Consider the following 23,225-nt stretch of genomic DNA (forward strand, 5'->3'; position numbering starts at 1 on the left):
CACCATGAGCAGTACCGTCATCAGCAACATCGCCACGCTGGTCACCAACGATCCCTCCCTGGGTGACATGTCTCCCCTCGGTCTGGTCCGGGACGCGGCCGTCGTCGTCGACGGCGACCGCGTCGTGTGGACCGGTGAATCAAGCAAAGCACCCGCCACTGACAACCGGGTCGACGCCGGGGGTCGGGCGGTCCTCCCCGGCTTCGTCGACTCCCACTCCCACCTGGTCTTCGCGGGCGACCGCACCGAGGAGTTCAACGCCCGGATGTCCGGCCGCCCCTACCGTGCGGGCGGCATCCTTACGACCGTGGCCGCCACCCGGGCGGCGAGCGACGCGGAACTCGAGTCGAATCTCACCCGCCACCTCGCGGAGGCCCTGCGGCAGGGCACCACGACCTTCGAGACCAAGTCCGGCTACGGCCTGACCACCGAGGACGAGGCCCGTGCCCTGCGCCTGGCGGCCCGTCACACCGACGAGGTCACCTACCTCGGCGCCCACATCGTCGCCCCCGAGTACGCCGAGGACCCGGCCGGGTACGTCGCCCTGGTCACCGGCGAGATGCTGGACGCCTGCGCGCCGTACGCCCGCTGGATCGACGTCTTCTGCGAGAAGGGAGCCTTCGACGGCGACCAGGCCCGCGCGATCCTCACCGCAGGCCGGGCGAAGGGTCTGCACCCGCGCATCCACGCCAACCAGCTCACCTACGGCCCCGGAGTCCGGCTCGCCGTCGAGCTCGACGCGGCCAGCGCCGACCACTGCACCCATCTGACCGACGCCGACGTGGACGCCCTGGCGAACAGCCGCACGGTCGCCACCCTGCTGCCCGGCGCCGAGTTCTCCACCCGCGCCGACTGGCCGGACGCCCGCCGGCTGCTGGACGCCGGGGCGACGGTCGCGCTCTCCACCGACTGCAACCCCGGCTCGTCCTTCACGTCCTCCGTCCCCTTCTGTATCGCGCTCGCGGTACGGGACATGGGGATGACACCGGACGAGGCGGTCTGGTCGGCCACCGCGGGCGGCGCGGCGGCCCTGCGCCGTGACGACATCGGCCGTCTGGCCCTGGGCGCGCGCGCCGACCTCGTCCTTCTCGACGCGCCGAGCCATGTGCACCTCGCCTACCGGCCGGGCGTCCCGCTGGTCGCCGGGGTGTGGCGGCGGGGCGTACGCGAGGCGTGACCGGGCGGCCGGCCGGGGTGGGCGCGGCGTCACGCCGAAGGGGGCGGCCCGGCTGCGGACCGCCCCCTTCGAGGCACGCGTCGATCCGGTGAGGATCAGTCCTCCGCCGTGAGTCCCTTGCGCAGTCGCACCAGCGTCCGCGACAGCAGACGGGAGACGTGCATCTGGGAGATGCCCAGCTCCTCGCCGATCTCCGACTGGGTCATGCCCGCGACGAAGCGCAGGGAGAGGATCTTCCGGTCCCGCGGCGCCAGTTCGGCGATCAGCGGCTTCAACGACTCGACGTACTCGATGCCTTCGAGCCCGTGGTCCTCGTAACCGATCCGGTCCGCCAGCGCACCCTCGGCGTCGTCCTCCTCCGGCTGGGCGTCCAGCGAGGAGGCGGTGTAGGCGTTCGACGCGGCCATGCCCTCGACGACCTCGTCGTTGGTGATGCCCAGACGTTCCGCCAGCTCGGCCACTGTCGGCGCGCGGTCGAGCTGCTGGGCGAGTTCGTCACCGGCCTTGGCCAGGTCGAGGCGGAGCTCCTGGAGCCGGCGCGGCACCCGCACGGACCACGAGGTGTCGCGGAAGAAGCGCTTGATCTCGCCGATGATGGTCGGCATCGCGAAAGTGGGAAACTCCACACCGCGCGACAGCTCGAAGCGGTCGATCGCCTTGATCAGGCCGACGGTGCCGACCTGGATGATGTCCTCCATCGGCTCGCTGCGCGAGCGGAAGCGGGAGGCGGCGAACTTGACCAGCGCGAGGTTCAGTTCGACGAGCGTATTGCGGACGTACGAGTACTCGTGGGTGCCCTCCTCCAGCGACTCGAGGCGCTCGAAGAGAGTCTTGGACAGAGCCCGTGCGTCGACCGGGCCCACCTCGTCGTAGGGGGGGATCTCCGGTAGTCCGGCGAGTAGGTCGTCCGGGACGACACCCTGGTCGTCGTGCTCGATGGGATCCAGATGTTCCGGAGGTGGTGTCGACGTCGCTTCAGGGGTAGGCGATGCGTCGAGCCGGGGTGACATGATGTCCTCCATCGTTCTCGGCATATGGCTGCCGAAGCCGATACGTGCACTGCGGTGTGCGGCGCCTCCAAAGCCGGCCGTGTCGGTTTCCGTGTCTTTACTAGCCCTACCGGCTTCCGCGAGGACATCGCAAGTGCGTCCTGTGCGCATATGTCTGTTTGTGCGTGATTGTTAGAGTGTCGATGCGTGGCCGGAAGGCGTAATGTTCTGAGGCGTCAGCAAGCAGGCACGACGGCGGGAGAGAGAGACGGCATGGACCGCGGGACGGTCGGCAGCGCACAGTCTGGCCGGCTTCTGGTCGAGGTGCGAGAAGAGGGCCCCAGTGCCGTCGTGACTCCGGCGGGTGAGTTGGATCACCACACTGCCGATCTGTTGCGCGAGCCACTTGAGGGCTGCCTCGCCAAGGGATTCAAGCGGCTTGTCATCGACTGCTCCAGGCTGGAGTTCTGTGACTCCACGGGGCTCAACGTGCTGCTCGGCGCCCGGCTGAAGGCCGAGGAAGCCGGGGGTGGTGTCCATCTCGCGGGAATGCAGTCCGTGGTCGCGCGCGTGTTCGAGATCACGGGAGCGGACGCGGTGTTCACCGTCCATGACACGCTCGAGGCGGCCCTGGCCGACGATTCGGCGTGACCCGCGCGGGCACGCCCGGCGGGGCGCTCTTGTCACTCCCGTCGTCGCGGGGTCTCCTTCGTCGCGCCTTTTCGCGCGAATACGGGGGTGTCCCCTCGGCACGCTCGGGCAGGAGACATCCTGAACGGGCCGGACACGGTGGTCGCGAGGGTGCCGGGAACCGGACGTGCCGTACGCGCGTGACCGACCGAGTACGGAATCTTTTGAATCGTGAACCGGTGACACGGTGAGGTGAAGCGCTGATGAGCACCACCCGGCCCTATTCGCCGGGCGACCGCGGTCCGGAGCCCGGCGGCGCTTCCGGGACGCCTGGGGGCGCGGCGCCGGCCGGGGGCGCACCGGCCGGGGGCGCGCCCGACGGCGGCGTCGCCACGCCCACCGCGCCGCCGGGCTCCTCGGGCGGCGGGCGGGTCCGCCGGCTGGACTTCGGTGACCAGAGCGGCGTCGTCCCGCTGGCCCGTGACTTCACCCGTCAGGCGCTGTACGAGTGGGGCTGGCTGCCCGCCGCCACCGCGGACCGGCGGGCCGCGGCCGAGGACGTCCTGCTGGTCGTCTCCGAGCTGGTCACCAACGCGTGTCTGCACGCCGAGGGGCCGGACCATATGGCGATCACCTGTGACAGGAAGGTGATCCGGCTGGAGGTCACCGACCGGGGTACGGGTCAGCCGTCCCCGCGCACCCCGCACCGGGCGGGCCGGCCGGGTGGGCACGGCATGTTCATCGTGCAGCGGCTGTGTCTGGACTGGGGCGTCGTCCGCGCTCCGGGCGTGGCGGGCAAGACGGTCTGGGCGGAACTGGGAACGCCGGCGTAGGTGCCGCGGGCCGTGCCCCGGGGTCCTCAACGGGAGTTTTCGCCCCCGCCGCCCCTTCCCGTTCCCGTCCCCCGGGGGCTCCGCCCCCGGACCCCCGCTCCTCAAACGCCGGAGAGGCTGGAAGCGGCCCCCGGACCAAACGCCGGAGAGGCTGGAAGCAGCCTCTCCGGCGTTTCTCGGGGGTCGCTCAGCGCACGTCGCCCATGAGGCTCTTGACCTTCTTGCGGTACATCCACACCGCGACACCGGCGAGCACGGCGAGCGTGGCCTCCATCGTGACGATGCCCGTCTTGTTCAGGTCGACGCCGGCGATGGACAGCAGCCCGGTCGTGGCGTCACCGGCGGTGACGGCCAGGAACCAGACACCCATCATCTGCGAGGCGTACTTCGCGGGCGCCATCTTCGTGGTGACCGACAGGCCGACCGGGGAGAGCAGCAGCTCACCGACGGTCTGCGTGAAGTAGATCGCCACCAGCCAGAGTGCCGCCGCCCTGTGGCCGCCCTCGGCGATCGACAGCGGGGCCAGGAACAGGAAGAACGACACACCGACCAGCACCAGACCGGAGGCGAACTTCACGATCGTGCTCGGCTCCTTGCCCCGCCGGTTCAGCGCCAGCCAGACCCAGGCGAAGACCGGGGCCAGCGCCATGATCAGGACGGGGTTGACCGACTGGTACCAGGAGACCGGGAAGTCCCAGCCGAGGACGCTGTTCTCGGCCGACGAGTCGGCGAACAGTGACAGGGTCGAGCCGCCCTGGTCGTAGATCATCCAGAAGATCGCGGCGGCGACGAAGAACCAGATGTACGCGGACATCTTCGACTGCTCGGCGCGGTCCAGGTCCTTGTCGCGCTTGATGCGGGCGATCACCATCACCGGGACGATCACACCGAGCAGTGTCAGCGGGACCAGGACCCAGTTCAGGGTGTAGGTGCCGGTGACGCCGAGGACGGTGTACGTGACGACGGCGATGCCCGCCCACAGCGCGGCCTTGCGCAGTGTCGAGGACTTCTCCTCCGCGGACAGCGGCTTCGGCACGATGCTGGACCGGGCGTCCAGGTGGCGGCTGCCCAGCAGGAACTGCACCACGCCCAGGCCCATGCCGAGCGCGGCGAGCGCGAAGCCCAGGTGCCAGTCGACGCTCTCACCGATGGTGCCGATGACCAGCGGCGCGGCGAAGGCGCCGAGGTTGATGCCCATGTAGAAGACGGTGAAGCCACCGTCCCGGCGCGGGTCGCCCGGACCCTGGTAGAGCTGGCCGACCATCGTGGAGATGTTGGCCTTCAGCAGACCGGAGCCGATGGCGACCAGGCCGAGCCCCGCGTAGAAGGTGCCGGAGGACGGCAGGGCCAGCGTCAGATGGCCCAGCATGATGATGCCGCCGGCGACGGCGACGGTCCTGCGGGGGCCCCACACGCGGTCGCCGAACCAGCCGCCCGGCATCGTGAGCAGGTACACCAGCGAGAGGTACACCGAGTAGATCGCGGTGGCGGTGCCCGCGCTCAGGCCCAGTCCGCCGGGCGCGACGAGGTACAGCGGGAGCAGGGCCCTCATGCCGTAGTAGGAGAAGCGCTCCCACATCTCGGTCATGAAGAGTGTGGCCAGTCCGCGGGGGTGGCCGAAGAAGGTCTCCTCGGAACCGGGGGTACCCGGAGTGACCGAGTCCTTCGTCAGGCTGGACGCCATGGTCGTTCCTTGCTGTCGGGACGCGTCGCAGGTGTGTGCACGCGCCCGGTGGGGGGCAGGCCGGCACCGGCGGGGCCGCACCGTCCACCCACGCCCCGGGGAGGCCGCTCCGGATCGCGGAGCGGCGGACGGCGACCACCGGGATCCACGCCTCCTCCGTGCGTCTACGCGCGGTGAGGCCCGGCCACAGGTCATTGCTTCCGGGCCGGCGGAAACCGGCCCCGCACACAGCGGAGACCCTCGGCGTCGACGGCGCCAAAGGTCCCCGTGGTGCAACAGGCGTGGATTCACCATACGGCAGGACAGTGCCGGATAAGGAAGGACTTGAGATACGGATCACAGGTCACAGTGGAACTGGATCACATATTCGAAGGTCTACCCCGGGATCGCACCCCATACCCTCAGGTCCGTACCAGGACGGCCCGGGGTGAGAGACAGGTGTGCGGACGGTGAGAACCCCAGCCCGGCGATCACACCCCGGGGCCCGCCGTGACGGGACTACCATCACTGCCATGACCCGTGTACTGCTCGCCGAGGACGACGCGTCCATCTCGGAGCCGCTGGCCCGCGCCCTGCGCAGGGAGGGCTACGAAGTCGAGGTGCGTGAGGACGGACCCGGCGCCCTCGACGCCGGGATGCAGGGCGGCGTCGACCTGGTGGTGCTGGATCTCGGTCTGCCCGGCATGGACGGCCTCGAGGTCGCCCGCCGGCTCCGCGCCGAGCGGCACACGGTTCCGCTGCTGATCCTGACCGCCCGCGCCGACGAGGTCGACACCGTGGTGGGCCTGGACGCGGGCGCCGACGACTACGTCACCAAGCCGTTCCGCCTCGCCGAACTGCTCGCCCGGGTCCGGGCCCTGCTGCGCCGCGGCTCCACCGAACCCCAGCAGCCGCCCGCCACCCACGGGGTGCGCATCGACGTCGAGTCGCACCGGGCGTGGATGGGTGAGGAGGAGCTCCAGCTCACCGCCAAGGAGTTCGACCTGCTGCGGGTCCTGGTGCGGGACGCGGGCCGGGTCGTCACCAGGGACCAGTTGATGCGCGAGGTCTGGGACACCACCTGGTGGTCCTCCACCAAGACCCTCGACATGCACATCTCCTGGCTGCGCAAGAAACTGGGCGACGACGCCGCCAACCCCCGCTACATCGCGACCGTGCGCGGTGTGGGCTTCCGCTTCGAGAAGAGCTGAACCCCCCCGCGGGGTCCGGCTCCCGGTAAGAGAACATGCGCCGTCGTCTGATCCAGTCCACGCTCGCCGTGGTGCTCGTCGTGATCGCCGTCTTCGGCGTCTCCCTGGTGATCGTGGAGACCCGTACGATCAGTGAGACCGCCAGGGAGCGGGTGGAGTCCGAGGCGGTACGGCTGGCCAGCATCGTCGACAGCCGGCTGCTCGTCGAGGACAAGGTCACCGCCGAGATCCTGAGCGACCAGGTCACCGAGGACCGGTACGCCATCGTCCGGATTCCCGGCAAGCCGCTCATCGAGGTCGGCACCAAGCCGGACGGCGATGTGATCAGTGCCTCGGCGCCCGGCAAGGAGGGCGAGACGGTCACCGTCCAGGAGCCGCGCTCCTCGGTGACCCGGGAGGTCGGCCGTACGCTGCTGATCATCGGCCTGGTGGCGCTGCTGGCGGTGATCGCGGCGGTGCTGCTGGCGATCCGCCAGGCGAGCCGGCTCGCCTCCCCGCTGACCGATCTCGCGGAGACCGCCGAGCGCCTCGGCTCCGGTGATCCGCGTCCCCGGCACCGCCGCTACGGCGTCCCGGAGCTGGACCGGGTCGCGGACGTGCTGGACTCCTCCGCCGAACGCATCGGCCGCATGCTGACCGCCGAGCGCCGTCTGGCCGCCGACGCCTCCCACCAGCTGCGTACCCCGCTCACCGCCCTGTCGATGCGGCTGGAGGAGATCACCCTCACCGACGACCCGGACACGGTGAAGGAGGAGGCGACGATCGCGCTGGCGCAGGTGGAGCGGCTGACGGACGTGGTGGAGCGGCTGCTGACCAACTCCCGCGACCCCCGCACCGGCTCCGCGGTCACCTTCGACCTCGACGAGGTGATCACCCAGCAGCTCGCCGAGTGGCGCCCCGCCTACCGCAGCGCGGGCCGGGCCATCGTCATGTCGGGCAAGCGGGAACTGCGGGCGGTGGGCACGCCGGGCGCGGTCGCCCAGGTGCTGGCCGCGCTGATCGAGAACTCGCTGATGCACGGCGGCGGCACGGTCGCCCTGCGGACCCGGGTCACCGGCAACCAGGTCGTCGTCGAGGTCACCGACGAGGGCCCGGGCGTCCCCGCCGACCTGGGCGCCCGGATCTTCGAGCGGGCGATCAGCGGACGCAACTCCACCGGCATCGGACTTGCGGTCGCCCGGGACCTGGCGGAAGCGGACGGCGGCCGTCTGGAGATGCTGCAGGCCAACCCGGCGGTCTTCGGCCTCTTCCTCTCCCGTACGCCCCCGCAGAAGTCCCCGGACGACGACAGCCGCCGCACGGTGCGCTGACGGCGGCGGCCGCCGGACGGAGTGCCGGCTACGGCAGCCGCCGGACGGAGCGGTGACGCGCCACGGCACCCGCTGCCTCGACCGGACGGGCCTCACCGACCGGGCCCGGCCCCGACCCCGCCACCGGCCCCCGGGCCGGCAGCGTGCGGAACACCCAGGTGCGGTAGGACCAGAAGCGGAAAAGGGTCGCGACGCCGATGCCGAGGAACTTGAAGATGTTGCTCTGCAGCGAGCTGTCCCAGCCGAATCCGTACGTCGCCGTGTACAGCACACCGTTCTCGATCACCAGACCGATGGCGCTGAACAGCAGGAACAGGGACATCTCCCGGGTGCGCCCGGACTTGTCGCGGTCCCGGTAGGTGAAGTACCGGAAACCGACGTAGTTGAAGACGATCGCCACGACGGTGGCGATGACGCTCGCTCGCACCACCTGGAGGTCGGTGACCTGCCGGACCAGGTTGAACACGCCCAGGTTGACCAGGACGCCGGCTCCCCCCACCGCGCCGAACTTGGCCACTTCCCGGTAGAGCCGTCGAAGCCCCGAGGAACCATGTTCCATCGCCTGCAGGCTCCTGTTCGTCGAATGCGTAACCCAGCCATGCTAACCACCGGGCCGCGCGATCTTCCTGCGGACGTGGGCCACGACCGCGGACGCTCCCGCCCGACGGGTGCGAAATCGGCCACCGTGGCGCGGGCCGATACCCTGGGGTCGTGACGTTCCCGGTAGTCGGCATGGTCGGCGGGGGCCAGCTCGCTCGTATGACACACGAGGCGGGCATCCCGTTCGGCATCAGGTTCAAGCTCCTCAGTGACACTCCGCAGGATTCCGCGGCGCAGGTCGTCGGCGATGTCGTCGTCGGCGACTACCGCGATCTGGAGACGCTGCGCGCGTTCGCGCGCGGCTGCGACGTGATCACCTTCGACCACGAGCACGTGCCCACCGAGCACCTCAGTGCCCTGGAGGCGGACGGCATCCCCATCCGCCCCGGCCCCGAGGCGCTGGTGCACGCCCAGGACAAGGGCGTGATGCGTGCGAAGCTCGACGCGATCGGTGTGCCGTGCCCGCGGCACCGCATCGTCGCCGACCCGGGGGACGTGGCCGCGTTCGCCGCGGAGGGCGAGGGCTTCCCCGTCGTCCTCAAGACGGTCCGCGGCGGCTACGACGGCAAGGGCGTGTGGGTCGTCGGCTCCGCCGAGGAGGCCGCCGAGCCGTTCAAGGCCGGTGTGCCCGTCCTCGCCGAGGAGAAGGTCGACTTCGTGCGGGAACTGGCCGCCAACGTGGTCCGCTCCCCGCACGGCCAGGCCGTCGCCTACCCGGTCGTGGAGTCCCAGCAGGTCAACGGCGTCTGCGACACGGTCATCGCCCCCGCGCCCGGCCTCGCCGAGGAGCTCGCGCTCCGCGCCGAGGAGATGGCGCTGAACATCGCGGGGCAACTCGGCGTCGTCGGCCACCTGGCCGTCGAGCTGTTCGAGACCCGCGACGGCCGCATCCTCGTCAACGAACTCGCGATGCGCCCGCACAACTCCGGCCACTGGTCGATGGACGGCGCGATCACCTCGCAGTTCGCCAACCACGTCCGCGCCGTCCTCGACCTCCCGCTCGGCGACCCGCGCCCGCGGGCGAAGTGGACGGTCATGGTCAACGTCCTCGGCGGCGACTACCCGGACATGTACTCCGCGTACCTGCACTGCATGGCCCGCGACCCGCAACTGAAGATCCACATGTACGGCAAGGACGTGAAGCCCGGCCGCAAGGTCGGCCACGTCAACACCTACGGCGACGACCTGGACGACGTGCTGGAGCGCGCACGTCACGCAGCCGGCTACCTGAGAGGCACGATCACCGAATGAGCCCGGTCGTAGGCATTGTCATGGGGTCGGACTCCGACTGGCCCGTCATGGAGGCGGCAGCCAAGGCGCTCGACGAGTTCGAGATCGACTACGAGGTCGACGTCGTCTCCGCGCACCGCATGCCCCGCGAGATGATCGCGTACGGCGAGCAGGCCGGGGACCGGGGACTCAAGGTGATCATCGCGGGTGCGGGCGGCGCCGCGCATCTGCCCGGCATGCTCGCCTCGGTCACCCCGCTGCCCGTCATCGGCGTGCCCGTGCCGCTGAAGTACCTCGACGGCATGGACTCCCTGCTGTCCATCGTGCAGATGCCGGCCGGTGTCCCGGTCGCGACGGTCTCCGTGGCCGGCGCGCGCAACGCGGGCCTGCTCGCGGCCCGGATCCTCGCCACGCACGACGAGGAACTCCTCGGCCGGATGCGGGAGTTCCAGCAGGAGCTGAACGACCAGGCCACCGAGAAGGGCAAGCGGCTGCGCGCCAAGGCCGAGGGCTCCGGCGGCGGCTTCGGCTTCGGCAACTGAGCGGCGTGGGTGCCATGACGTTCCTCGACGACGCCCGTGCTCTGCTGGCGGAGTTCCCCGTCGCCGACGGGCACAACGACCTGCCGTGGGCGCTGCGTGAACAGGTCCGCTACGACCTCGGGGCCCGCGACATCGCCGCCGACCAGTCCGCCCACCTGCACACCGACATCCCCCGGCTGCGGGCGGGCGGCGTCGGGGCGCAGTTCTGGTCGGTGTACGTCCGCGCGGACCAGCCCGACCCGGTGCCAGCCACGCTGGAACAGATCGACTGCGTACGGCAGTTGCTGGAGCGTCATCCGCGGGACCTGGCACCCGCGCTGACCGCCGCAGACATGGAGGCGGCGCGTGGGCAGGGCCGTATCGCCTCGCTCATGGGCGCGGAGGGCGGCCACTCCATCGCCAACTCCCTCGGCACGCTGCGGGGGTTGTACGACCTCGGCGTCCGCTATCTGACCCTCACCCACAACTTCAATGTGGCGTGGGCGGATTCGGCGACCGACGAGCCAGTAGTGGGCGGTCTTTCGGCCTTCGGCCGGGAGGTGGTGCGGGAAATGAACCGGCTCGGCATGCTGGTCGACCTCTCCCACGTCGCCGCGACGACCATGCGGGACGCCCTCGACGCCACGTCCGCGCCGGTGATCTTCTCGCATTCCTCCGCCCGCGCGGTCTGCGACCACCCCCGCAACATCCCGGACGACGTCCTGGAGCGGCTGCCCGCCAACGGGGGTGTGGCCATGGTGACGTTCGTGCCGAAGTTCGTGCTCCAGGCGGCCGTCGACTGGACGGCGGCGGCCGACGAGAACATGCGCGCGCACGGCTTCCACCACCTCGACACCACCGCCGAGGGGATGAAGGTCCACCGGGCCTTCGAGGAGACCCACCCCCGCCCGGTCGCGACGGTGTCCACGGTGGCCGACCACCTGGACCACATGCGCGAGGTCGCCGGCATCGACCACCTCGGCATCGGCGGCGACTACGACGGCACGGCCTTCACCCCCGACGGCCTCGGCGACGTGTCCGCCTACCCGAACCTGATCGCCGAACTCCTGGGCCGCGGCTGGTCCCGGCCCGACCTGGCGAAGCTCACCTGGCAGAACGCGGTACGGGTATTGGGCGCCGCGGAGGACGTGGCCCGGGATCTCCGGACGAGCCGCGCACCGTCCCACGCGACGCTGGAGTCCCTGGACACCTGACCCGCGCGGCCTCGTCCGAGGCGACCGGGGACGTGCCCGGCCTCGTCCGAGGCGACCGGGGCCCCGCCCGGCCCCAGGCGACCGGGGGTGCGCCGGGCCCCGTCCGGGGCGACCGGGGGCGTGCTCGGCAATCGTCCGACGTGGCCGGGGGTGCGCCGGGCCCCGTCCGGGGCGACCGGGGGCGTGCCCGGCAACCGGCCGACGCGACCCGGGACGTGCCGTGCCGGCCGCAGGGCCGACGGCCGGTCCGGTCCGTGGCGGCCCTGCCGGCCCGGGGACATGTCCAGCGGGTACCGCGCGGCGCCGACTTCGCCGCCCACACCGCCCAGCGGCGCCGGCGCCGGCCCCCGTCCACAGCGACGGTCGCCGGCCCGGACGGCTGACCAGCCGGGCTTCTAGGGCTGTTCGATCCGGCACAGGCAGAACGGATGCCCCGCGGGGTCGGCGTACACCCGGAAGTCCTTGTTCTCGTAGTCCTCCCGGTCCAGCACCCGCGCCCCCAGTGCCAGGACCTTCTCCTCGGCCGCGTCGATCTCCTCCCACGTGTTCCCGGCGTCGAAGTCGAGATGGAACTGCTGCGAACCGTGGCCGGCGCGCGGCCAGTCGGGCGAGGCGTACCCCGGCGCGCGCTGGAAGGCCAGCCGCGGCCCCGCGGGGATCTGGAGCACCACCCAGTCCGCGTCCTCCTCCACGGGTGTGCCGCCACCGAGGGCCGCGTAGAAGACGGCAAGCTCACGCGGGTCCGGGCAGTCGACGACGACACTGCGCAGGCGAGCCACGGCGGCCATGAATTCCTCCAGGTGTCAGCAGGCGTCAGCAGGCGCACAGGCAGAACGGGTGCCCGGCCGGGTCCGCGTAAACCCGGAAGGTGCGCGAGCGGTCCTCCGTGTCCAGCGGCTTCGCGCCGAGCGCCAGCACCTCCTTCTCGGCCGCGTCCAGGTCGTCGACGGTCAGGTCCAGATGGAACTGCTGCGAGCGGTCCGCCGCCGGCCAGCGCGGCGGCTCGTACCCCGGGGCCGCCTGGAAGGCGAGGACGGGGCCGCCGGGCACCGAGAGGTCCACCCAGTCGCCCTCTCCCTCCACCGTGCCGCCCACGATCCCGGCGTAGAAGGCCGCCAGCGCACGCGGATCGGGACAGTCCAGGACGACGGCGCCCACTGTGGCAACGGACATGACTCCTCCTCGAGGTCTCGGAAGTTACCCGTAGATTCGGGCAACCGGTAACCGTTACCGCATGCTGCACCATAGGAGGTAACGCCGCAAGCGGATAAGCGGATATGCGGATGAGAGGGAACCGGGAGGTACGGTCCAGGCATGAGTGAGAGAGCGGCCCCGCCCGGGAAGCTGGTCCTGATCCAGGCCCTGGTCAACACGGTGGACCTGGCGACGGGCGGCGACGCGCTGGACACCCCCGAGGGCCGCGCGCCCTTCGGGCTCACCGAGGACACCGCCGACTCCGCCCGCGAACTGCGCGAGTCCCTGCGCGCGACCCTCCTCGCCCACGCCGGCCACCCCCCGCACCGCGAGCGGGTCACCCCCCTCGGCGACCTGCTCGCGCGAGCCCCCCTGGTGGTCACGGTCGACACCGCCGACGGTTCGGCCGCCCTCGCACCCGTCGACGACGGGCCGCTGCTCTCCCGGATCGCCGCCGCCGTCGCCGAAGCGGTCACCGCGGGCACCTGGAACAGACTGAAGGCCTGTGAGGCCACCACCTGCCACTGGGCGTACTACGACCGCAGCCCCGCCGGACGCGGCCGCTGGTGTTCCATGCAGGTGTGCGGGGCGCGCGCCAAAATGCGCCGGTACCGGGCGAAGGAGGCGTAGCCGCTCCGAGACCCCGCCCGGTGGGGCAGAATGCTGCAGGACGCCGGTTCGGCCGACTGAGCCTCGGCCGAACCGGCGTCACCCGTTCACGCGGCGCCGGTCCGCCGGATCATGCCGGGGACCCGGGCCGGGGTCCGCCGGAGGGAGCCTACGCGGTGGGACGCCCCATCGCGCGGAACTGCCACCCGGCCTTCCGCCACACCTCCGCGTCGAGGGCGTTGCGTCCGTCCAGGATCAGCCGCTCGGCCGCGACCTCGCCCAGCTCCGCCGGGTCCAGTTCCCGGAACTCCCGCCACTCCGTCAGATGCAGGACGACATCGGCACCCCGTACCGCGTCCAGCGCCGAGCCGGCGTACCCCAGGGTCGGGAAGACACCGCGGGCGTTGTCCATGCCCTTCGGGTCGTACACCGTGACCTGGCCGCCCTGCAGATGTATCTGTCCGGCCACGTTCAGCGCCGGCGAGTCCCGGACGTCGTCCGAGTCCGGCTTGAAGGTGGCGCCGAGCACCGCCACCCGCTTGCCGAGGAAGGAACCGCCCCCCAGGGCCTGCCTCGTCAGCTCCACCATCCGGCCGCGCTGGCGCATGTTGATGGAATCGATCTCCCGCAGGAACGTCAGCGCCTGGTCCGCGCCCAGCTCGCCGGCGCGCGCCATGAACGCCCGGATGTCCTTGGGCAGACAGCCGCCGCCGAAACCGATGCCGGCGCGCAGGAACTTCGCGCCGATCCGGTCGTCGTAACCGATGGCCTCCGCCAGCTTGGCGACGTCACCGCCGGTCGCCTCGCACAGCTCCGCCATCGCGTTGATGAAGGAGATCTTGGTGGCCAGGAAGGAATTCGCGGACGTCTTCACCAGCTCCGCCGTCGGGAAGTCCGTCACCACGAACGGCGAGCCCTCCCCGACCGGAGTGGCGTACACCTCACGCAGCAGCTTCTCCGCCCGCTCGCCGCGCACCCCCACCACGATCCGGTCCGGGTGCAGCGTGTCCTGCACGGCGAATCCCTCGCGCAGGAACTCCGGGTTCCACGCCAGCTCCACGTCCTCGCCGGCCGGGGCGTGCTCCACCAGGTAGGCGGCCAGCCGGTCGGCGGACCCCACGGGCACCGTCGACTTGCCGACGACCAGGGCGGGGCCCTTGAGGTGCGGCGCGAGCGAGGCGATCGCGGAATCGACGTACGTCATGTCGCAGGCGTACTCACCGTGCCGCTGCGGGGTGTTCACGCACACGAAGTGCACATCACCGAACTCGCCCACCTCGGCCCAGTCCATGGTGAACCGCAGCCGCCCGGTCGACCCCTCGATCCCGGCGACGTGCCGGCGCAGCAACTCGTCGAGCCCCGGCTCGTACATCGGGACCTCGCCGCGCCGGAGCGTGTCGATCTTCTCCGGTACGACATCGAGTCCCAGTACCTCGAACCCCAGCTCCGCCATGGCCGCCGCGTGGGTCGCACCGAGATAACCGGTGCCGATCACGGTGATCTTGAGGGCCATGGGTGCTCCAGGGGTATACGGCAAACAGGGCGCGCCCGAGCATATCCGGGGGGCCGGGAACGGCGGCGGTCGGCTGTCGTCAACCTCACCTATCCGCGACCGTGGCGGAAGGCATAAAATCGGAGTTACTTAACGGTAGTTAGCGTGACCAGCATCGCAGCGTTTTGGAGCGTGAGAGACCTTGGCCGGATCGGCTGACTTCGACCTGTACCGCCCGTCCGAGGAGCACGACATGCTCCGTGACGCCGTCCGCGCACTGGCCGAGGCGAAGATCGCGCCGTACGCCGCCGCGGTGGACGAGGACGCCCGCTTTCCCCGCGAGGCGCTGGACGCGCTCGTGGCCAACGACCTGCACGCCGTCCACGTCCCCGAGGAGTTCGGCGGCGCCGGCGCCGACGCCCTCGCGACGGTCATCGTGATCGAGGAGGTGGCCCGCGTCTGCGCGTCCTCCTCCCTCATCCCGGCCGTGAACAAGCTGGGCTCGCTGCCGGTCATCCTCTCCGGCTCCGACGCGCTGAAGAAGAAGTACCTGACCCCGCTCGCCAAGGGCGACGGGATGTTCTCGTACTGCCTCTCCGAGCCGGACGCCGGCTCCGACGCCGCCGGCATGAAGACCAAGGCGGTCCGCGACGGCGACGCCTACGTCCTCAACGGCGTGAAGCGCTGGATCACCAACGCCGGCGAATCCGAGTACTACACGGTGATGGCGGTCACCGACCCCACCAAGCGCTCCAAGGGCATCTCCGCCTTCGTCGTGGAGAAGTCCGACGAGGGCGTCTCCTTCGGTGCCCCGGAGAAGAAGCTCGGCATCAAGGGCTCCCCGACCCGCGAGGTCTACCTGGACAACGTCCGCATCCCCGCCGACCGCATGATCGGCGAGGAGGGCACCGGCTTCGCCACCGCGATGAAGACGCTGGACCACACCCGCATCACCATCGCCGCGCAGGCCCTCGGCATCGCCCAGGGCGCCCTCGACTACGCCAAGGGCTACGTCAAGGAGCGCAAGCAGTTCGGCAAGCCGATCGCCGACTTCCAGGGCGTCCAGTTCATGCTCGCCGACATGGCCATGAAGATCGAGGCCGCCCGCCAGCTGACGTACGCCGCCGCGGCCAAGTCCGAGCGCGGTGACGCCGACCTCACCTTCCAGGGTGCCGCCGCCAAGTGCTTCGCCTCCGACGTCGCCATGGAGGTCACCACGGACGCCGTCCAGCTCCTCGGCGGCTACGGCTACACCCGTGACTACCCGGTCGAGCGGATGATGCGCGACGCGAAGATCACGCAGATTTATGAAGGCACGAACCAGGTCCAGCGGATCGTGATGGCCCGCAACCTGCCGTGACACCCGGTGCTCCCGGGCCGCGGCGACGCGTCCCGGGAGCCCTCACAGGAAGCGCCGGATCGGGGTGACGGCCGCCTCGGCGAAGCGCTCGGACAGGGGGCGGCGCTTCCAGCGGGCCGGGTCGACGGGCTCGCTCAGTTCGCGGTCGGCGTCGAAGTCGGCGTCGAGCCGCGCGGTGAAGTCCTCGTCGAGGACGGCCAGCATGACTTCCTCGTCGTGCTCCATGGAGCGGCGGTTGAAGTTGCTGGAGCCGATCAGGGAGCAGACCCCGTCCACCGTGATGATCTTCGTGTGGAGCATGGTCGGCTGGTACTCCCGCACCTCCACACCCGCGTCGATCAGGGTCTGGTAGTGCCAACGGCCGGCCAGCAGACAGGCCCGTTGGTCGGTGTGCGGCCCCGGCAGCAGGATCTCCACCCGCACCCCCCGGCGCGCGGCGTCGGCCAGCAGGCCGATGAAGTAGGTGTCGGGCGCGAAGTAGGCCGTGGAGAGCCGAAAACGCTCCTGCGCCGAGGTGATCACCACCCGCAGCAGTGTCTGCATGTCCTGCCAGCCGAAGCTGGCCGACCCCCGCACCACCTGCACCGTGGCGTTGCCCGGCTGCTCCTGGGCGGTGAAGCGGTCGTGCTCGTCATACAGGTCGTCGTGGCACTCGGCCCAGTTCTGCGCGAAGGCGGCGGCTATCCCGTCCACGGCGGGCCCTCTGACCTTGACATGGGTGTCGCGCCACTCGCCGGGGTTCCGGGCGTCGCCGCACCACTCCTCGGCGATGCCGACACCCCCGGTGAAGGCGGTGTGCTCGTCGGTGACCAGGACCTTGCGGTGGCAGCGGTGGTTCTGCCGCATCGGTGACAGCCGCGTGGGCTTGCGGAACCACGCCACCTGGACGCCGGCCTCCGCCATGGCGTCCAGCAGCCGCGGCTCGATCTCCTTGGCGCCGAAACCGTCCAGCAGCAGCCGTACGCGCACGCCCGCGCGGGCCCTTTCGGCCAGCGCCTCGGCGAACTCCCGCGCGATGTCGCCCCGCCAGTACACGAAGGTCATCATGTCGACGGTGTGCTCGGCGGCGCGGACCGCCGCCAGCATCTCGGGGAAGATCCGGTCGCCGTTGCGCAGCGGCACGAGCTCGTTGCCCTCGGTCGCGGCGATGCCGAGGAGCCGCTCCAGCCGTCTGCGCAGCCGCTTCCTGTCCGTCTGTGGTGCCACGCGTGCTCTCCCTGTCCTGCTCGTCGAGCCCCCTGCCCGTCGTCGGTCCGACCTGGGCGCACCACCTCTTGTTGCCGTTGTCGGTCCTTCCAAGCAGATATCCCGTACCCGGGCCACGGCAAGCGGAAGGGGCGGCCCTCGGGGCCGTCCTGTGGTGGTCATGGGGCGAGGGGCGTAGGACGGAGGGGCGGGGGCCGATCGCCGGTGCCCGCCGTCCCCCGGGAGGAACCATGACCCAGCAGCGGCCCCCCACGACGGAACCGATGAGCCGGCAGATGCAGGACTGCGTTCAGGCCTGCATGTCCTGCCACACCGTGTGCGAGGAGACCATGAGCTCCTGTCTGCAGTTGGGTGGCGAAGCCCGGATGCCGATCATGCGGACCCTCATGGACTGCTCCGAGATGACCCGTATCTGCGCGGACATGATGATGCGCCGCTCGCCGCTGGCGAACGAGATGTGCATGATGTGCGCGCAGGCGTGCGACATGTGCGCCGAGGCGTGTATGTCCATGCCGGACGACGACCGGATGACGCGCTGCGCCGAGTCCTGTCACCGCTGCTCCGAGATGTGCCGTGCCATGACCGGCAGCACGATGTGACCGTGCCGGACGGCGTCCCGCCGAGTGGTGCAGCCGTCAAGCCGGCGGAATCTGCCGGTCGCGGCCCGAGTCGTCTCCGCCGGAGGTCCTGTCGCGGCCCGCAGGGGGCGGGACCGGCGGCGATCGCGCGACGGACCGCAGCGGCACGTGTCGGACGCTCCGAAACGCAAGCGACAGACCGTGATCGGCTGCACCACGGGGTCACGACGGGGGGAGGAGACCCAGTGCCGGGACGCGGTGGCAGGGGTGGTGAGCTGCTGGGACTGTGCTGAGCGGGAGTGTTCTGGCGTATACGGGTGAGCACTGGCGGCGGGCGGGGCTGTCGTGCCGCATTCCGGCGGTTGGAAGGGGAGTCCGCCTGTCGAATGGGTGACCTTTGCGGGAGATGCTCGTTGGGTGTGGTGATCGGGCCTCTCGGGGCTGGGCCGGCGGCGGGGGTGGGGCGGTGGATGGTCTGCGGGAGATCGCGGCGCCGTTCGTCGTACCCGGCCCGTCGGGGGTGGCGATCCGTACCCGGCTGGGGCAGCTGACCGGTGCCGATGAGGAGGTGCTGCGACGGGTGGGCGCGCATCTGGGCGCGCTGGCCGGCCGTGACCTGAAGGCGCGCTGCCGGGATGGTCTGGACCATGACGCCGGGGCGTGGGCTGTGCGTAAGCGGGAGCTGACGCCTCACTCGTCGGCCCGCTGGGCGGGGTCGATCACCAAGGCCACGCATGACCAGTGGGCGCTGGCCCGCCGCTGCGCTCTGGCCCGTATCCGGTCGTTGGAGGCGGGGATCGGCGTGATTGCCCACCGGCTGTCACTGCCGGTCGGGTCCAGGGGCACCAAGCGGGCGCCGGGTGGTTACCGCAGCAGGCGCGCATGGCATGCCAAGGCCCGCCGCCTGCGCGTGCTGGAGGACCGGCTGGCGCGGGAGCGAGCCGACTGGGAGGCCGGGGTGGTGCATGTGGTGCGGGGCGGCAAGCGCCTGGCCCGCACCCGCCACCACCTGCCCGCCGCCGGGCTCACAGAATCCCAGTGGCGTCAACGCTGGGAAGCGCAGCGCTGGTTCCTGCAGGCGGACGGGGAGAGCGGGAAACAGTTCGGAAACGAGACCTTCCGCATCAGCCCGGACGGTGAGGTGAGCATCCGCCTGCCCAACCCGCTGAAAGAACTGTCCAACGCCCCGCACGGCCGGTACGTCCTCACCGGCCGGATCCGGTTCGCGCACCGCGGGCAGGAGTGGGCCGACCGCGTGGCAGCCAACCGGGCCATCGCCTACCGCATCCACTATGACACCGGCCGTGCACGCTGGTATTTGACGGCCTCCTGGCAGACCCCGGCACCCCCAACGGTGCCGATGGCGACGGCGCTCGCCCACGGGGTGATCGGGGTGGACACCAACGCCGACCACCTGGCCGCCTGGCGCCTTGATGCCCATGGCAACCCCCTCGGCAACCCGCGCCGGTTCTTCTACGACCTGACCGGCCCCGCCGACCACCGCGACGCCCAGGTCCGCCACGCCCTGACCCGGCTGCTGCACTGGGCCACCTCCTGCGGTGTGAAGGCGATCGCCGTCGAGGACCTTGACTTCACCGCCGAGAAGACCCGCGAGAAACACGGCCGGAAGAAGCGGTTCCGGCACCTGATCTCCGGCATGCTGAGGTTCCCCCGGGATGCGGAGGATGGTGACATCAGGTCATATGGGACTCGTAGAGAGGAGCCCTGTAGATGCCTGCCCCGAGGAAGTACCCACTGGAGTTGCGTGAGCGTGCGGTGCGGATGTACCGCGCGTCGGAGCCCAAGCCCGTGATCCGCCGCATGGCCGAGGAACTCGGCGTCCACCACGAGGCCCTGCGCGGCTGGATCCGCCAGGCAGAGGCCGATGCCGGCGAGCGTGATGATCTGCTGACCAGCGACGAACGCGCCGAGCTGGCCGCGCTGCGCAAGGAGAACGCCCAGCTCAAGCGGTCGAACGAGGTCCTGCGGACGGCGTCGGCTTTTTTCGCGGCTCAGCTCGACCCGACCCGGCCCAGGTGATCGCGCTCTTCGACGAGCACGAGAACCTGGAGGTCGAGCTCACCCTCCGGGAACTGCACATCCCCTCCTCCACCTACTACCGGTGGCGCCGGGCTCAGCAGGACCCCTGCGAACGCCGCCGCCAGGACGTCGAACTGACCAGCCGGATCCGTCAGGTCCACACCGACTCCGGCGGAACCTACGGATCGCCCCGCGTCCACGCCGTCCTCAAGAGAGAAGGAGTTCACGTCGGCCGCAAACGCGTCGAGCGGCTGATAAGGGAAGCCGGCCTCACAGGGATCAGCCCACGCCGGCACGGCAAGGGCTTCACCACCCGCGACCCGGACGCCGAATCCGCCCCCGACCTGGTGCAACGCGACTTCACCGCCGACGCGCCGAACCGGTTGTGGGTCACCGACCTCACCATGATCCCGACCCTCGAGGGACCCTTGTGGCTGTCGGCGATCAGAGACGCGTTCTCCCGCAGGGTCGTGGCCTGGGAAACCTCCGCCAGAGCGGACGCCGACCTGGTCCTCAGCAGCCTCGAATACGCCCTGGCCAGCCGCGAGGTCGCCCCCGGCGAACTCGTCCACCACGCCGACCGCGGCTGTCAGTACACATCCATCAAGCTCACAACACGCCTGGTCAGAGCCGGGATCAAGGCGTCCATGGGCTCCGTCGGCGACTCCTTCGACAATGCCCTCGCCGAGAACCTGTGGAGCATCGTCAAGACGGAATGCATCCGCGGCCGCGTATTCGCCACCCGGGCCGAGGCGAACCTCGCGCTCTTTGAGTACATCGACGGCTTTTACAACCCCCGCCGTATCCAGAAGCGCCTCGGCTACCTCAGCCCCATCGAGTTCGAGGAGAAGCACTACGCCAACCAGGCACCGGCCGAACCGGTGAACCTGAAACCACGTCAACCCGCCCTGACCAGCTAGTCAGCAACTCCCGCGCAGCGGGGGAACCTCATGCCCACCGGCCGCCTGCGCGCCCGCCTGACCTCCATGGCCGACGCCACCGGCATCACGGTCATCGCCGTCGACCCCGCCTACACCTCCCGCTGGGGCGTCCAGCACTGGCAGAAACCCCTGACCAGCACCACCCGCACCACCACCCGACACGATGCGGCAAGCATCGCGATCGGACGACGCGCCCAGGGCTATTCGGTCCGGCGTCAGACGGCACCGCCCCGTGCACACCAGAGCGATGAGCACGGGCATCAAACCGCCCAGGCCGGACCAAAGACTCCCGGGCGTGAGGAACCCCGCCCCCGCCTTCCCGGACCACGGACACGATCCGTGGCCGCCGGACGCGGAGCGAACGCTGGCGACCAGGACACCCAACACCGTTCGGGATGTCCGCAGCGAGCAGACATGAGTCCCAGACTCGCTTCTGCTCACTGACCAGGAACGGTCAGTTGCCCTTGACGGTGACCTTCTCGTCGTTGTTCAGCTGGTTCACCAGCTGCTTCACCTTCGCCTTGTCCCACAGCAGGTTGCCACCGCTGCTGCCCGCGAGCGGCATGTTCATGGACGTTCCGTCGCCTCCGGTGACGCCCTTCATCGACCAGAACATGTCGGCCAGGTCGAACAGGCCCATCTCCTTGTCGACGATCAGGGAGTCCAGTCCTGCGCCCATGGTCGGGTAGAGCTTGAAGGGGTTGAGGACCGTGCCGGGCGTGGCCACCTGGCCGGCGAGCGCCGAGAGGAACTTCTGCTGGTTCTTCGTACGGTCCAGGTCGGAGCCCGGCAGCGCGTACCGGGTACGGACGAAGGCGAGCGCCTCCTCGCCGTTCAGGGTCTGCTTGCCCTTCTTGAAGTCGGCGCCGGACTTGGTGTCCTTGATGTCCCGCGGGATGTCCATCTCCACCCCGCCGACCGCGTCCACGATGTTCGCGAAGCCGGCGAAGCCGATCTCCACATAGTGGTCGATGTGCAGGCCGGTGTTGAACTCGACCGTACGGACCAGCAGTTCGGGCCCGTCCTCGGCGTACGCGGCGTTGAGCTTCACCTGGCGGCCGGTGCCGGGGTAGGTCTTGCCCGACTCGGAGCCCTTGAAGGACGGGATCTCCACGTTCGAGTCCCGGGGCAGCGAGATGAGGGTCGGGCCGTTGTCGCCGGTGTGCAGGATCATTACCGAGTCCGTGCGCTTGCCCTCGGCGGAGCCGGTGCGCAGCTTCTTCTTGTCCTCGTCGGACAGGCCCTCACGGCTGTCGGAGCCGACGATCAGGTAGTTGGTGCCCTCGCCCTTCTCGGGCCGCTCGATCACCTTCGACAGGTCGACCTCGCGGTTGAGCTTGGAGTCGGCCCAGAAGTACGTACCGACGGTCGTCACGACCAGCACGGTCACGACCGTGATCGCCGTCCACTTGATCCGGCGGCGCCAGTCGGGCGCGGGGCGCTGCGGGCCGTAGCCGTCGTCACCGCCGGCGCCGTGGCCACCGCCGCCGGGGGAGCCGTAGACCTGGCCGGTGTTGTAGCCGCTGTCGTAACCGCCGTGGCCGCTGCCGTCCACATACGACGGCTGCTGCGGGACGCCGCCGTACGCACCCTGCCCGGGAGGGGCCGCCGGGCCGCGGCGGATCTGCCGCATGACACGGGCGCTCTCGGGCTGTGCGCTCGCGCTCCCGCGTCCGTAGCGGCTGCCGCGGTTGTCGTCGGACCGTGCCTCGGGCCAATCATTCATGGGAGACAGTGTGCAGGTCCACGCGGTGCGTCACACAAGGGTCGTCGGAAAATCGGAGCGGCGCTGTTGCGAAGCCGACACAAAACGGGGCGGACCCCGCCGCGGCATAAGGTGGAGTCCATGACACACCAGGCGCCGGCCGCGACAACGGAGAGTCCGGACATCCCGGGCAAGTCCATCGCGGCATCCCGCACGACCCTCAGCCACATCATGACCCACAACGACACCAACCTGCTGGGCACGGTGCACGGTGGGGTGATCATGAAGTTGGTGGACGATGCCGCGGGCGCGGTCGCCGGCCGGCACTCCGGAGGGCCGGCGGTCACCGCCTCCATGGACGAGATGGCCTTTCTCGAGCCGGTCCGCGTGGGTGACCTGGTCCATGTGAAGGCCCAGGTCAACTGGACCGGCCGCACCTCGATGGAGGTCGGCGTGCGCGTGCTGGCCGAGCGGTGGAACGAGTCCACGCCGGCCACCCAGGTCGGCTCGGCGTACCTGGTGTTCGCGGCCGTCGACGCCGACGGCAGGCCGCGCCGGGTGCCGCCGGTCATATCGGAGACCGAGCAGGACAAGCGCCGTTACCAGGAGGCCCAGATCCGCCGCACCCACCGGCTGGCCCGTCGCCGGGCCATCATGGAGCTGCGGGAGAAGCGGGCCGCCGAGGGCTTCGAGGACTGACACACGGGGCGCGGGGACGGGAC

General features: G+C 70.5%; 23 protein-coding genes and 1 pseudogene. 16 read left to right on the forward strand and 8 right to left on the reverse strand.

The genetic code is table 11. The features are described from left to right. Positions 1 to 4 precede the first annotated feature (4 nt). The gene (gene hutI / locus ACIF9R_RS27500) at positions 5 to 1,177 is read left to right on the forward strand and encodes an imidazolonepropionase (RefSeq protein WP_399985056.1); all 1,173 of its coding nucleotides are present in this window, start codon (positions 5 to 7) and stop codon (positions 1,175 to 1,177) included. 95 nt (positions 1,178 to 1,272) lie between these two features. On the opposite strand, the gene ACIF9R_RS27505 is transcribed toward hutI, so the two are convergent. Further along, on the reverse strand, positions 1,273 to 2,187 hold the full coding sequence (locus tag ACIF9R_RS27505; RefSeq protein ID WP_399985057.1) for an RNA polymerase sigma factor SigF: 915 nt from the start codon (positions 2,185 to 2,187) through the stop codon (positions 1,273 to 1,275). A gap of 252 nt (positions 2,188 to 2,439) precedes the next feature. Here ACIF9R_RS27505 and ACIF9R_RS27510 point away from each other — a divergent pair, with 252 nt between their 5' ends. Together ACIF9R_RS27510 and ACIF9R_RS27515 are read left to right on the forward strand one after the other, a co-directional pair. After that, positions 2,440 to 2,817, forward strand: coding sequence for an STAS domain-containing protein (locus ACIF9R_RS27510; RefSeq protein ID WP_399985058.1), 378 nt, complete (start codon positions 2,440 to 2,442; stop codon positions 2,815 to 2,817). A 242-nt stretch (positions 2,818 to 3,059) separates the two neighbouring features. Next, entirely contained in the window at positions 3,060 to 3,629 is a 570-nt protein-coding gene (locus ACIF9R_RS27515) for an ATP-binding protein (RefSeq protein ID WP_399985059.1), read from the forward strand. 187 nt (positions 3,630 to 3,816) lie between these two features. On the opposite strand, the gene ACIF9R_RS27520 is transcribed toward ACIF9R_RS27515, so the two are convergent. Next, a complete protein-coding gene (locus tag ACIF9R_RS27520; protein WP_399985060.1) occupies positions 3,817 to 5,313 on the reverse strand; it encodes an oligopeptide:H+ symporter in 1,497 nt (498 codons plus the stop codon). Between the two features lie 512 nt (positions 5,314 to 5,825). Here ACIF9R_RS27520 and ACIF9R_RS27525 point away from each other — a divergent pair. Next, positions 5,826 to 6,503, forward strand: coding sequence for a response regulator transcription factor (locus tag ACIF9R_RS27525; protein WP_399985061.1), 678 nt, complete (start codon positions 5,826 to 5,828; stop codon positions 6,501 to 6,503). Positions 6,504 to 6,538: 35 nt separating this feature from the next. Then, on the forward strand, positions 6,539 to 7,813 hold the full coding sequence (locus ACIF9R_RS27530; RefSeq protein ID WP_399985062.1) for an ATP-binding protein: 1,275 nt from the start codon (positions 6,539 to 6,541) through the stop codon (positions 7,811 to 7,813). A 28-nt stretch (positions 7,814 to 7,841) separates the two neighbouring features. Here ACIF9R_RS27530 and ACIF9R_RS27535 read toward each other — a convergent pair whose 3' ends face one another. Next, complete coding sequence (locus ACIF9R_RS27535) at positions 7,842 to 8,372, reverse strand: GtrA family protein (protein ID WP_399985063.1); 531 nt, start codon at positions 8,370 to 8,372, stop codon at positions 7,842 to 7,844. 152 nt (positions 8,373 to 8,524) lie between these two features. Between ACIF9R_RS27535 and ACIF9R_RS27540 the strand changes: the two genes are divergently transcribed. From ACIF9R_RS27540 to ACIF9R_RS27550, 3 genes are read left to right on the forward strand one after another with little or no spacing between them, the layout of a single operon-like run. Further along, entirely contained in the window at positions 8,525 to 9,664 is a 1,140-nt protein-coding gene (locus ACIF9R_RS27540) for a 5-(carboxyamino)imidazole ribonucleotide synthase (protein ID WP_399985064.1), read from the forward strand. After that, positions 9,661 to 10,185: a 5-(carboxyamino)imidazole ribonucleotide mutase gene (gene purE / locus ACIF9R_RS27545; protein ID WP_399985065.1), complete on the forward strand. Its 525-nt coding sequence runs from the start codon at positions 9,661 to 9,663 to the stop codon at positions 10,183 to 10,185. Before ACIF9R_RS27540 ends, purE begins: the two co-directional genes overlap by 4 nt. Before the next feature lie 14 nt (positions 10,186 to 10,199). Next, the gene (locus ACIF9R_RS27550; protein ID WP_399985066.1) at positions 10,200 to 11,378 is read left to right on the forward strand and encodes a dipeptidase; all 1,179 of its coding nucleotides are present in this window, start codon (positions 10,200 to 10,202) and stop codon (positions 11,376 to 11,378) included. Positions 11,379 to 11,773: 395 nt separating this feature from the next. Here the strand turns inward: ACIF9R_RS27550 and ACIF9R_RS27555 are convergent, their stop codons facing one another. Then, the gene (locus ACIF9R_RS27555; protein ID WP_399985067.1) at positions 11,774 to 12,166 is read right to left on the reverse strand and encodes a VOC family protein; all 393 of its coding nucleotides are present in this window, start codon (positions 12,164 to 12,166) and stop codon (positions 11,774 to 11,776) included. A gap of 25 nt (positions 12,167 to 12,191) precedes the next feature. Then, positions 12,192 to 12,551: a VOC family protein gene (locus ACIF9R_RS27560; protein WP_399985068.1), complete on the reverse strand. Its 360-nt coding sequence runs from the start codon at positions 12,549 to 12,551 to the stop codon at positions 12,192 to 12,194. Between the two features lie 141 nt (positions 12,552 to 12,692). Here ACIF9R_RS27560 and ACIF9R_RS27565 point away from each other — a divergent pair, with 141 nt between their 5' ends. Continuing rightward, positions 12,693 to 13,202 carry a CGNR zinc finger domain-containing protein gene (locus ACIF9R_RS27565; protein ID WP_399985069.1) on the forward strand — a complete coding sequence of 170 codons (510 nt, stop codon included), beginning with the start codon at positions 12,693 to 12,695 and terminating at the stop codon, positions 13,200 to 13,202. Between the two features lie 148 nt (positions 13,203 to 13,350). Here ACIF9R_RS27565 and ACIF9R_RS27570 read toward each other — a convergent pair whose 3' ends face one another. Next, the gene (locus ACIF9R_RS27570) at positions 13,351 to 14,694 is read right to left on the reverse strand and encodes a UDP-glucose dehydrogenase family protein (RefSeq protein ID WP_399985070.1); all 1,344 of its coding nucleotides are present in this window, start codon (positions 14,692 to 14,694) and stop codon (positions 13,351 to 13,353) included. A 181-nt stretch (positions 14,695 to 14,875) separates the two neighbouring features. Here ACIF9R_RS27570 and ACIF9R_RS27575 point away from each other — a divergent pair, with 181 nt between their 5' ends. Next, complete coding sequence (locus ACIF9R_RS27575; protein ID WP_399985071.1) at positions 14,876 to 16,033, forward strand: acyl-CoA dehydrogenase; 1,158 nt, start codon at positions 14,876 to 14,878, stop codon at positions 16,031 to 16,033. A 42-nt stretch (positions 16,034 to 16,075) separates the two neighbouring features. Here ACIF9R_RS27575 and ACIF9R_RS27580 read toward each other — a convergent pair whose 3' ends face one another. Further along, positions 16,076 to 17,239: a phosphatidylserine/phosphatidylglycerophosphate/cardiolipin synthase family protein gene (locus ACIF9R_RS27580; RefSeq protein WP_399985072.1), complete on the reverse strand. Its 1,164-nt coding sequence runs from the start codon at positions 17,237 to 17,239 to the stop codon at positions 16,076 to 16,078. Between the two features lie 230 nt (positions 17,240 to 17,469). Here ACIF9R_RS27580 and ACIF9R_RS27585 point away from each other — a divergent pair, with 230 nt between their 5' ends. The 5 genes and pseudogenes from ACIF9R_RS27585 to ACIF9R_RS27605 all read left to right on the forward strand — a co-directional run. Beyond that, positions 17,470 to 17,838 carry a four-helix bundle copper-binding protein gene (locus ACIF9R_RS27585; protein WP_399985073.1) on the forward strand — a complete coding sequence of 123 codons (369 nt, stop codon included), beginning with the start codon at positions 17,470 to 17,472 and terminating at the stop codon, positions 17,836 to 17,838. Between the two features lie 445 nt (positions 17,839 to 18,283). Further along, positions 18,284 to 19,630: an IS200/IS605 family accessory protein TnpB-related protein gene (locus ACIF9R_RS27590; RefSeq protein ID WP_399985074.1), complete on the forward strand. Its 1,347-nt coding sequence runs from the start codon at positions 18,284 to 18,286 to the stop codon at positions 19,628 to 19,630. After that, complete coding sequence (locus tag ACIF9R_RS27595; protein ID WP_399985106.1) at positions 19,600 to 19,857, forward strand: transposase; 258 nt, start codon at positions 19,600 to 19,602, stop codon at positions 19,855 to 19,857. The genes ACIF9R_RS27590 and ACIF9R_RS27595 overlap by 31 nt, the downstream gene beginning before the upstream one ends. Next, entirely contained in the window at positions 19,854 to 20,777 is a 924-nt protein-coding gene (locus ACIF9R_RS27600; RefSeq protein WP_399985075.1) for an IS3 family transposase, read from the forward strand. The genes ACIF9R_RS27595 and ACIF9R_RS27600 overlap by 4 nt, the downstream gene beginning before the upstream one ends. A 30-nt stretch (positions 20,778 to 20,807) precedes the next feature. Beyond that, positions 20,808 to 21,216 (forward strand): annotated as a pseudogene (locus ACIF9R_RS27605) (IS200/IS605 family accessory protein TnpB-related protein); the annotation flags it as partial. A 36-nt stretch (positions 21,217 to 21,252) separates the two neighbouring features. On the opposite strand, the gene ACIF9R_RS27610 reads toward ACIF9R_RS27605, so the two are convergent. Further along, entirely contained in the window at positions 21,253 to 22,524 is a 1,272-nt protein-coding gene (locus ACIF9R_RS27610) for an LCP family protein (protein WP_399985076.1), read from the reverse strand. 120 nt (positions 22,525 to 22,644) lie between these two features. On the opposite strand from ACIF9R_RS27610, the gene ACIF9R_RS27615 reads away from it, so the two are divergent. Then, positions 22,645 to 23,202 (forward strand): acyl-CoA thioesterase, encoded by a 558-nt coding sequence (locus ACIF9R_RS27615; protein WP_399985077.1) that lies wholly within the window; start codon positions 22,645 to 22,647, stop codon positions 23,200 to 23,202. The last annotated feature ends 23 nt before the right edge of the window (positions 23,203 to 23,225 follow it).

Origin of the sequence: Streptomyces sp. NPDC086080, from assembly GCF_044540255.1 — a bacterium.
GTDB lineage: Bacteria > Actinomycetota > Actinomycetes > Streptomycetales > Streptomycetaceae > Streptomyces.

Coding starts and splice junctions, on each gene's coding strand:
- ACIF9R_RS27525 (WP_399985061.1), top strand. CDS start 5,826: ATGACCCGTGTACTGCTCGCCGAGGACGACGCGTCCATCTCGGAGCCG.
- ACIF9R_RS27570 (WP_399985070.1), bottom strand. CDS start 14,694: ATGGCCCTCAAGATCACCGTGATCGGCACCGGTTATCTCGGTGCGACC.
- ACIF9R_RS27510 (WP_399985058.1), top strand. CDS start 2,440: ATGGACCGCGGGACGGTCGGCAGCGCACAGTCTGGCCGGCTTCTGGTC.
- ACIF9R_RS27515 (WP_399985059.1), top strand. CDS start 3,060: ATGAGCACCACCCGGCCCTATTCGCCGGGCGACCGCGGTCCGGAGCCC.
- ACIF9R_RS27550 (WP_399985066.1), top strand. CDS start 10,200: ATGACGTTCCTCGACGACGCCCGTGCTCTGCTGGCGGAGTTCCCCGTC.
- ACIF9R_RS27555 (WP_399985067.1), bottom strand. CDS start 12,166: ATGGCCGCCGTGGCTCGCCTGCGCAGTGTCGTCGTCGACTGCCCGGAC.
- ACIF9R_RS27560 (WP_399985068.1), bottom strand. CDS start 12,551: ATGTCCGTTGCCACAGTGGGCGCCGTCGTCCTGGACTGTCCCGATCCG.
- hutI (WP_399985056.1), top strand. CDS start 5: ATGAGCAGTACCGTCATCAGCAACATCGCCACGCTGGTCACCAACGAT.
- ACIF9R_RS27565 (WP_399985069.1), top strand. CDS start 12,693: ATGAGTGAGAGAGCGGCCCCGCCCGGGAAGCTGGTCCTGATCCAGGCC.
- ACIF9R_RS27520 (WP_399985060.1), bottom strand. CDS start 5,313: ATGGCGTCCAGCCTGACGAAGGACTCGGTCACTCCGGGTACCCCCGGT.
- ACIF9R_RS27535 (WP_399985063.1), bottom strand. CDS start 8,372: ATGGAACATGGTTCCTCGGGGCTTCGACGGCTCTACCGGGAAGTGGCC.
- ACIF9R_RS27610 (WP_399985076.1), bottom strand. CDS start 22,524: ATGAATGATTGGCCCGAGGCACGGTCCGACGACAACCGCGGCAGCCGC.
- ACIF9R_RS27585 (WP_399985073.1), top strand. CDS start 17,470: ATGACCCAGCAGCGGCCCCCCACGACGGAACCGATGAGCCGGCAGATG.
- purE (WP_399985065.1), top strand. CDS start 9,661: ATGAGCCCGGTCGTAGGCATTGTCATGGGGTCGGACTCCGACTGGCCC.
- ACIF9R_RS27615 (WP_399985077.1), top strand. CDS start 22,645: ATGACACACCAGGCGCCGGCCGCGACAACGGAGAGTCCGGACATCCCG.
- ACIF9R_RS27505 (WP_399985057.1), bottom strand. CDS start 2,187: ATGTCACCCCGGCTCGACGCATCGCCTACCCCTGAAGCGACGTCGACA.
- ACIF9R_RS27595 (WP_399985106.1), top strand. CDS start 19,600: ATGTACCGCGCGTCGGAGCCCAAGCCCGTGATCCGCCGCATGGCCGAG.
- ACIF9R_RS27530 (WP_399985062.1), top strand. CDS start 6,539: ATGCGCCGTCGTCTGATCCAGTCCACGCTCGCCGTGGTGCTCGTCGTG.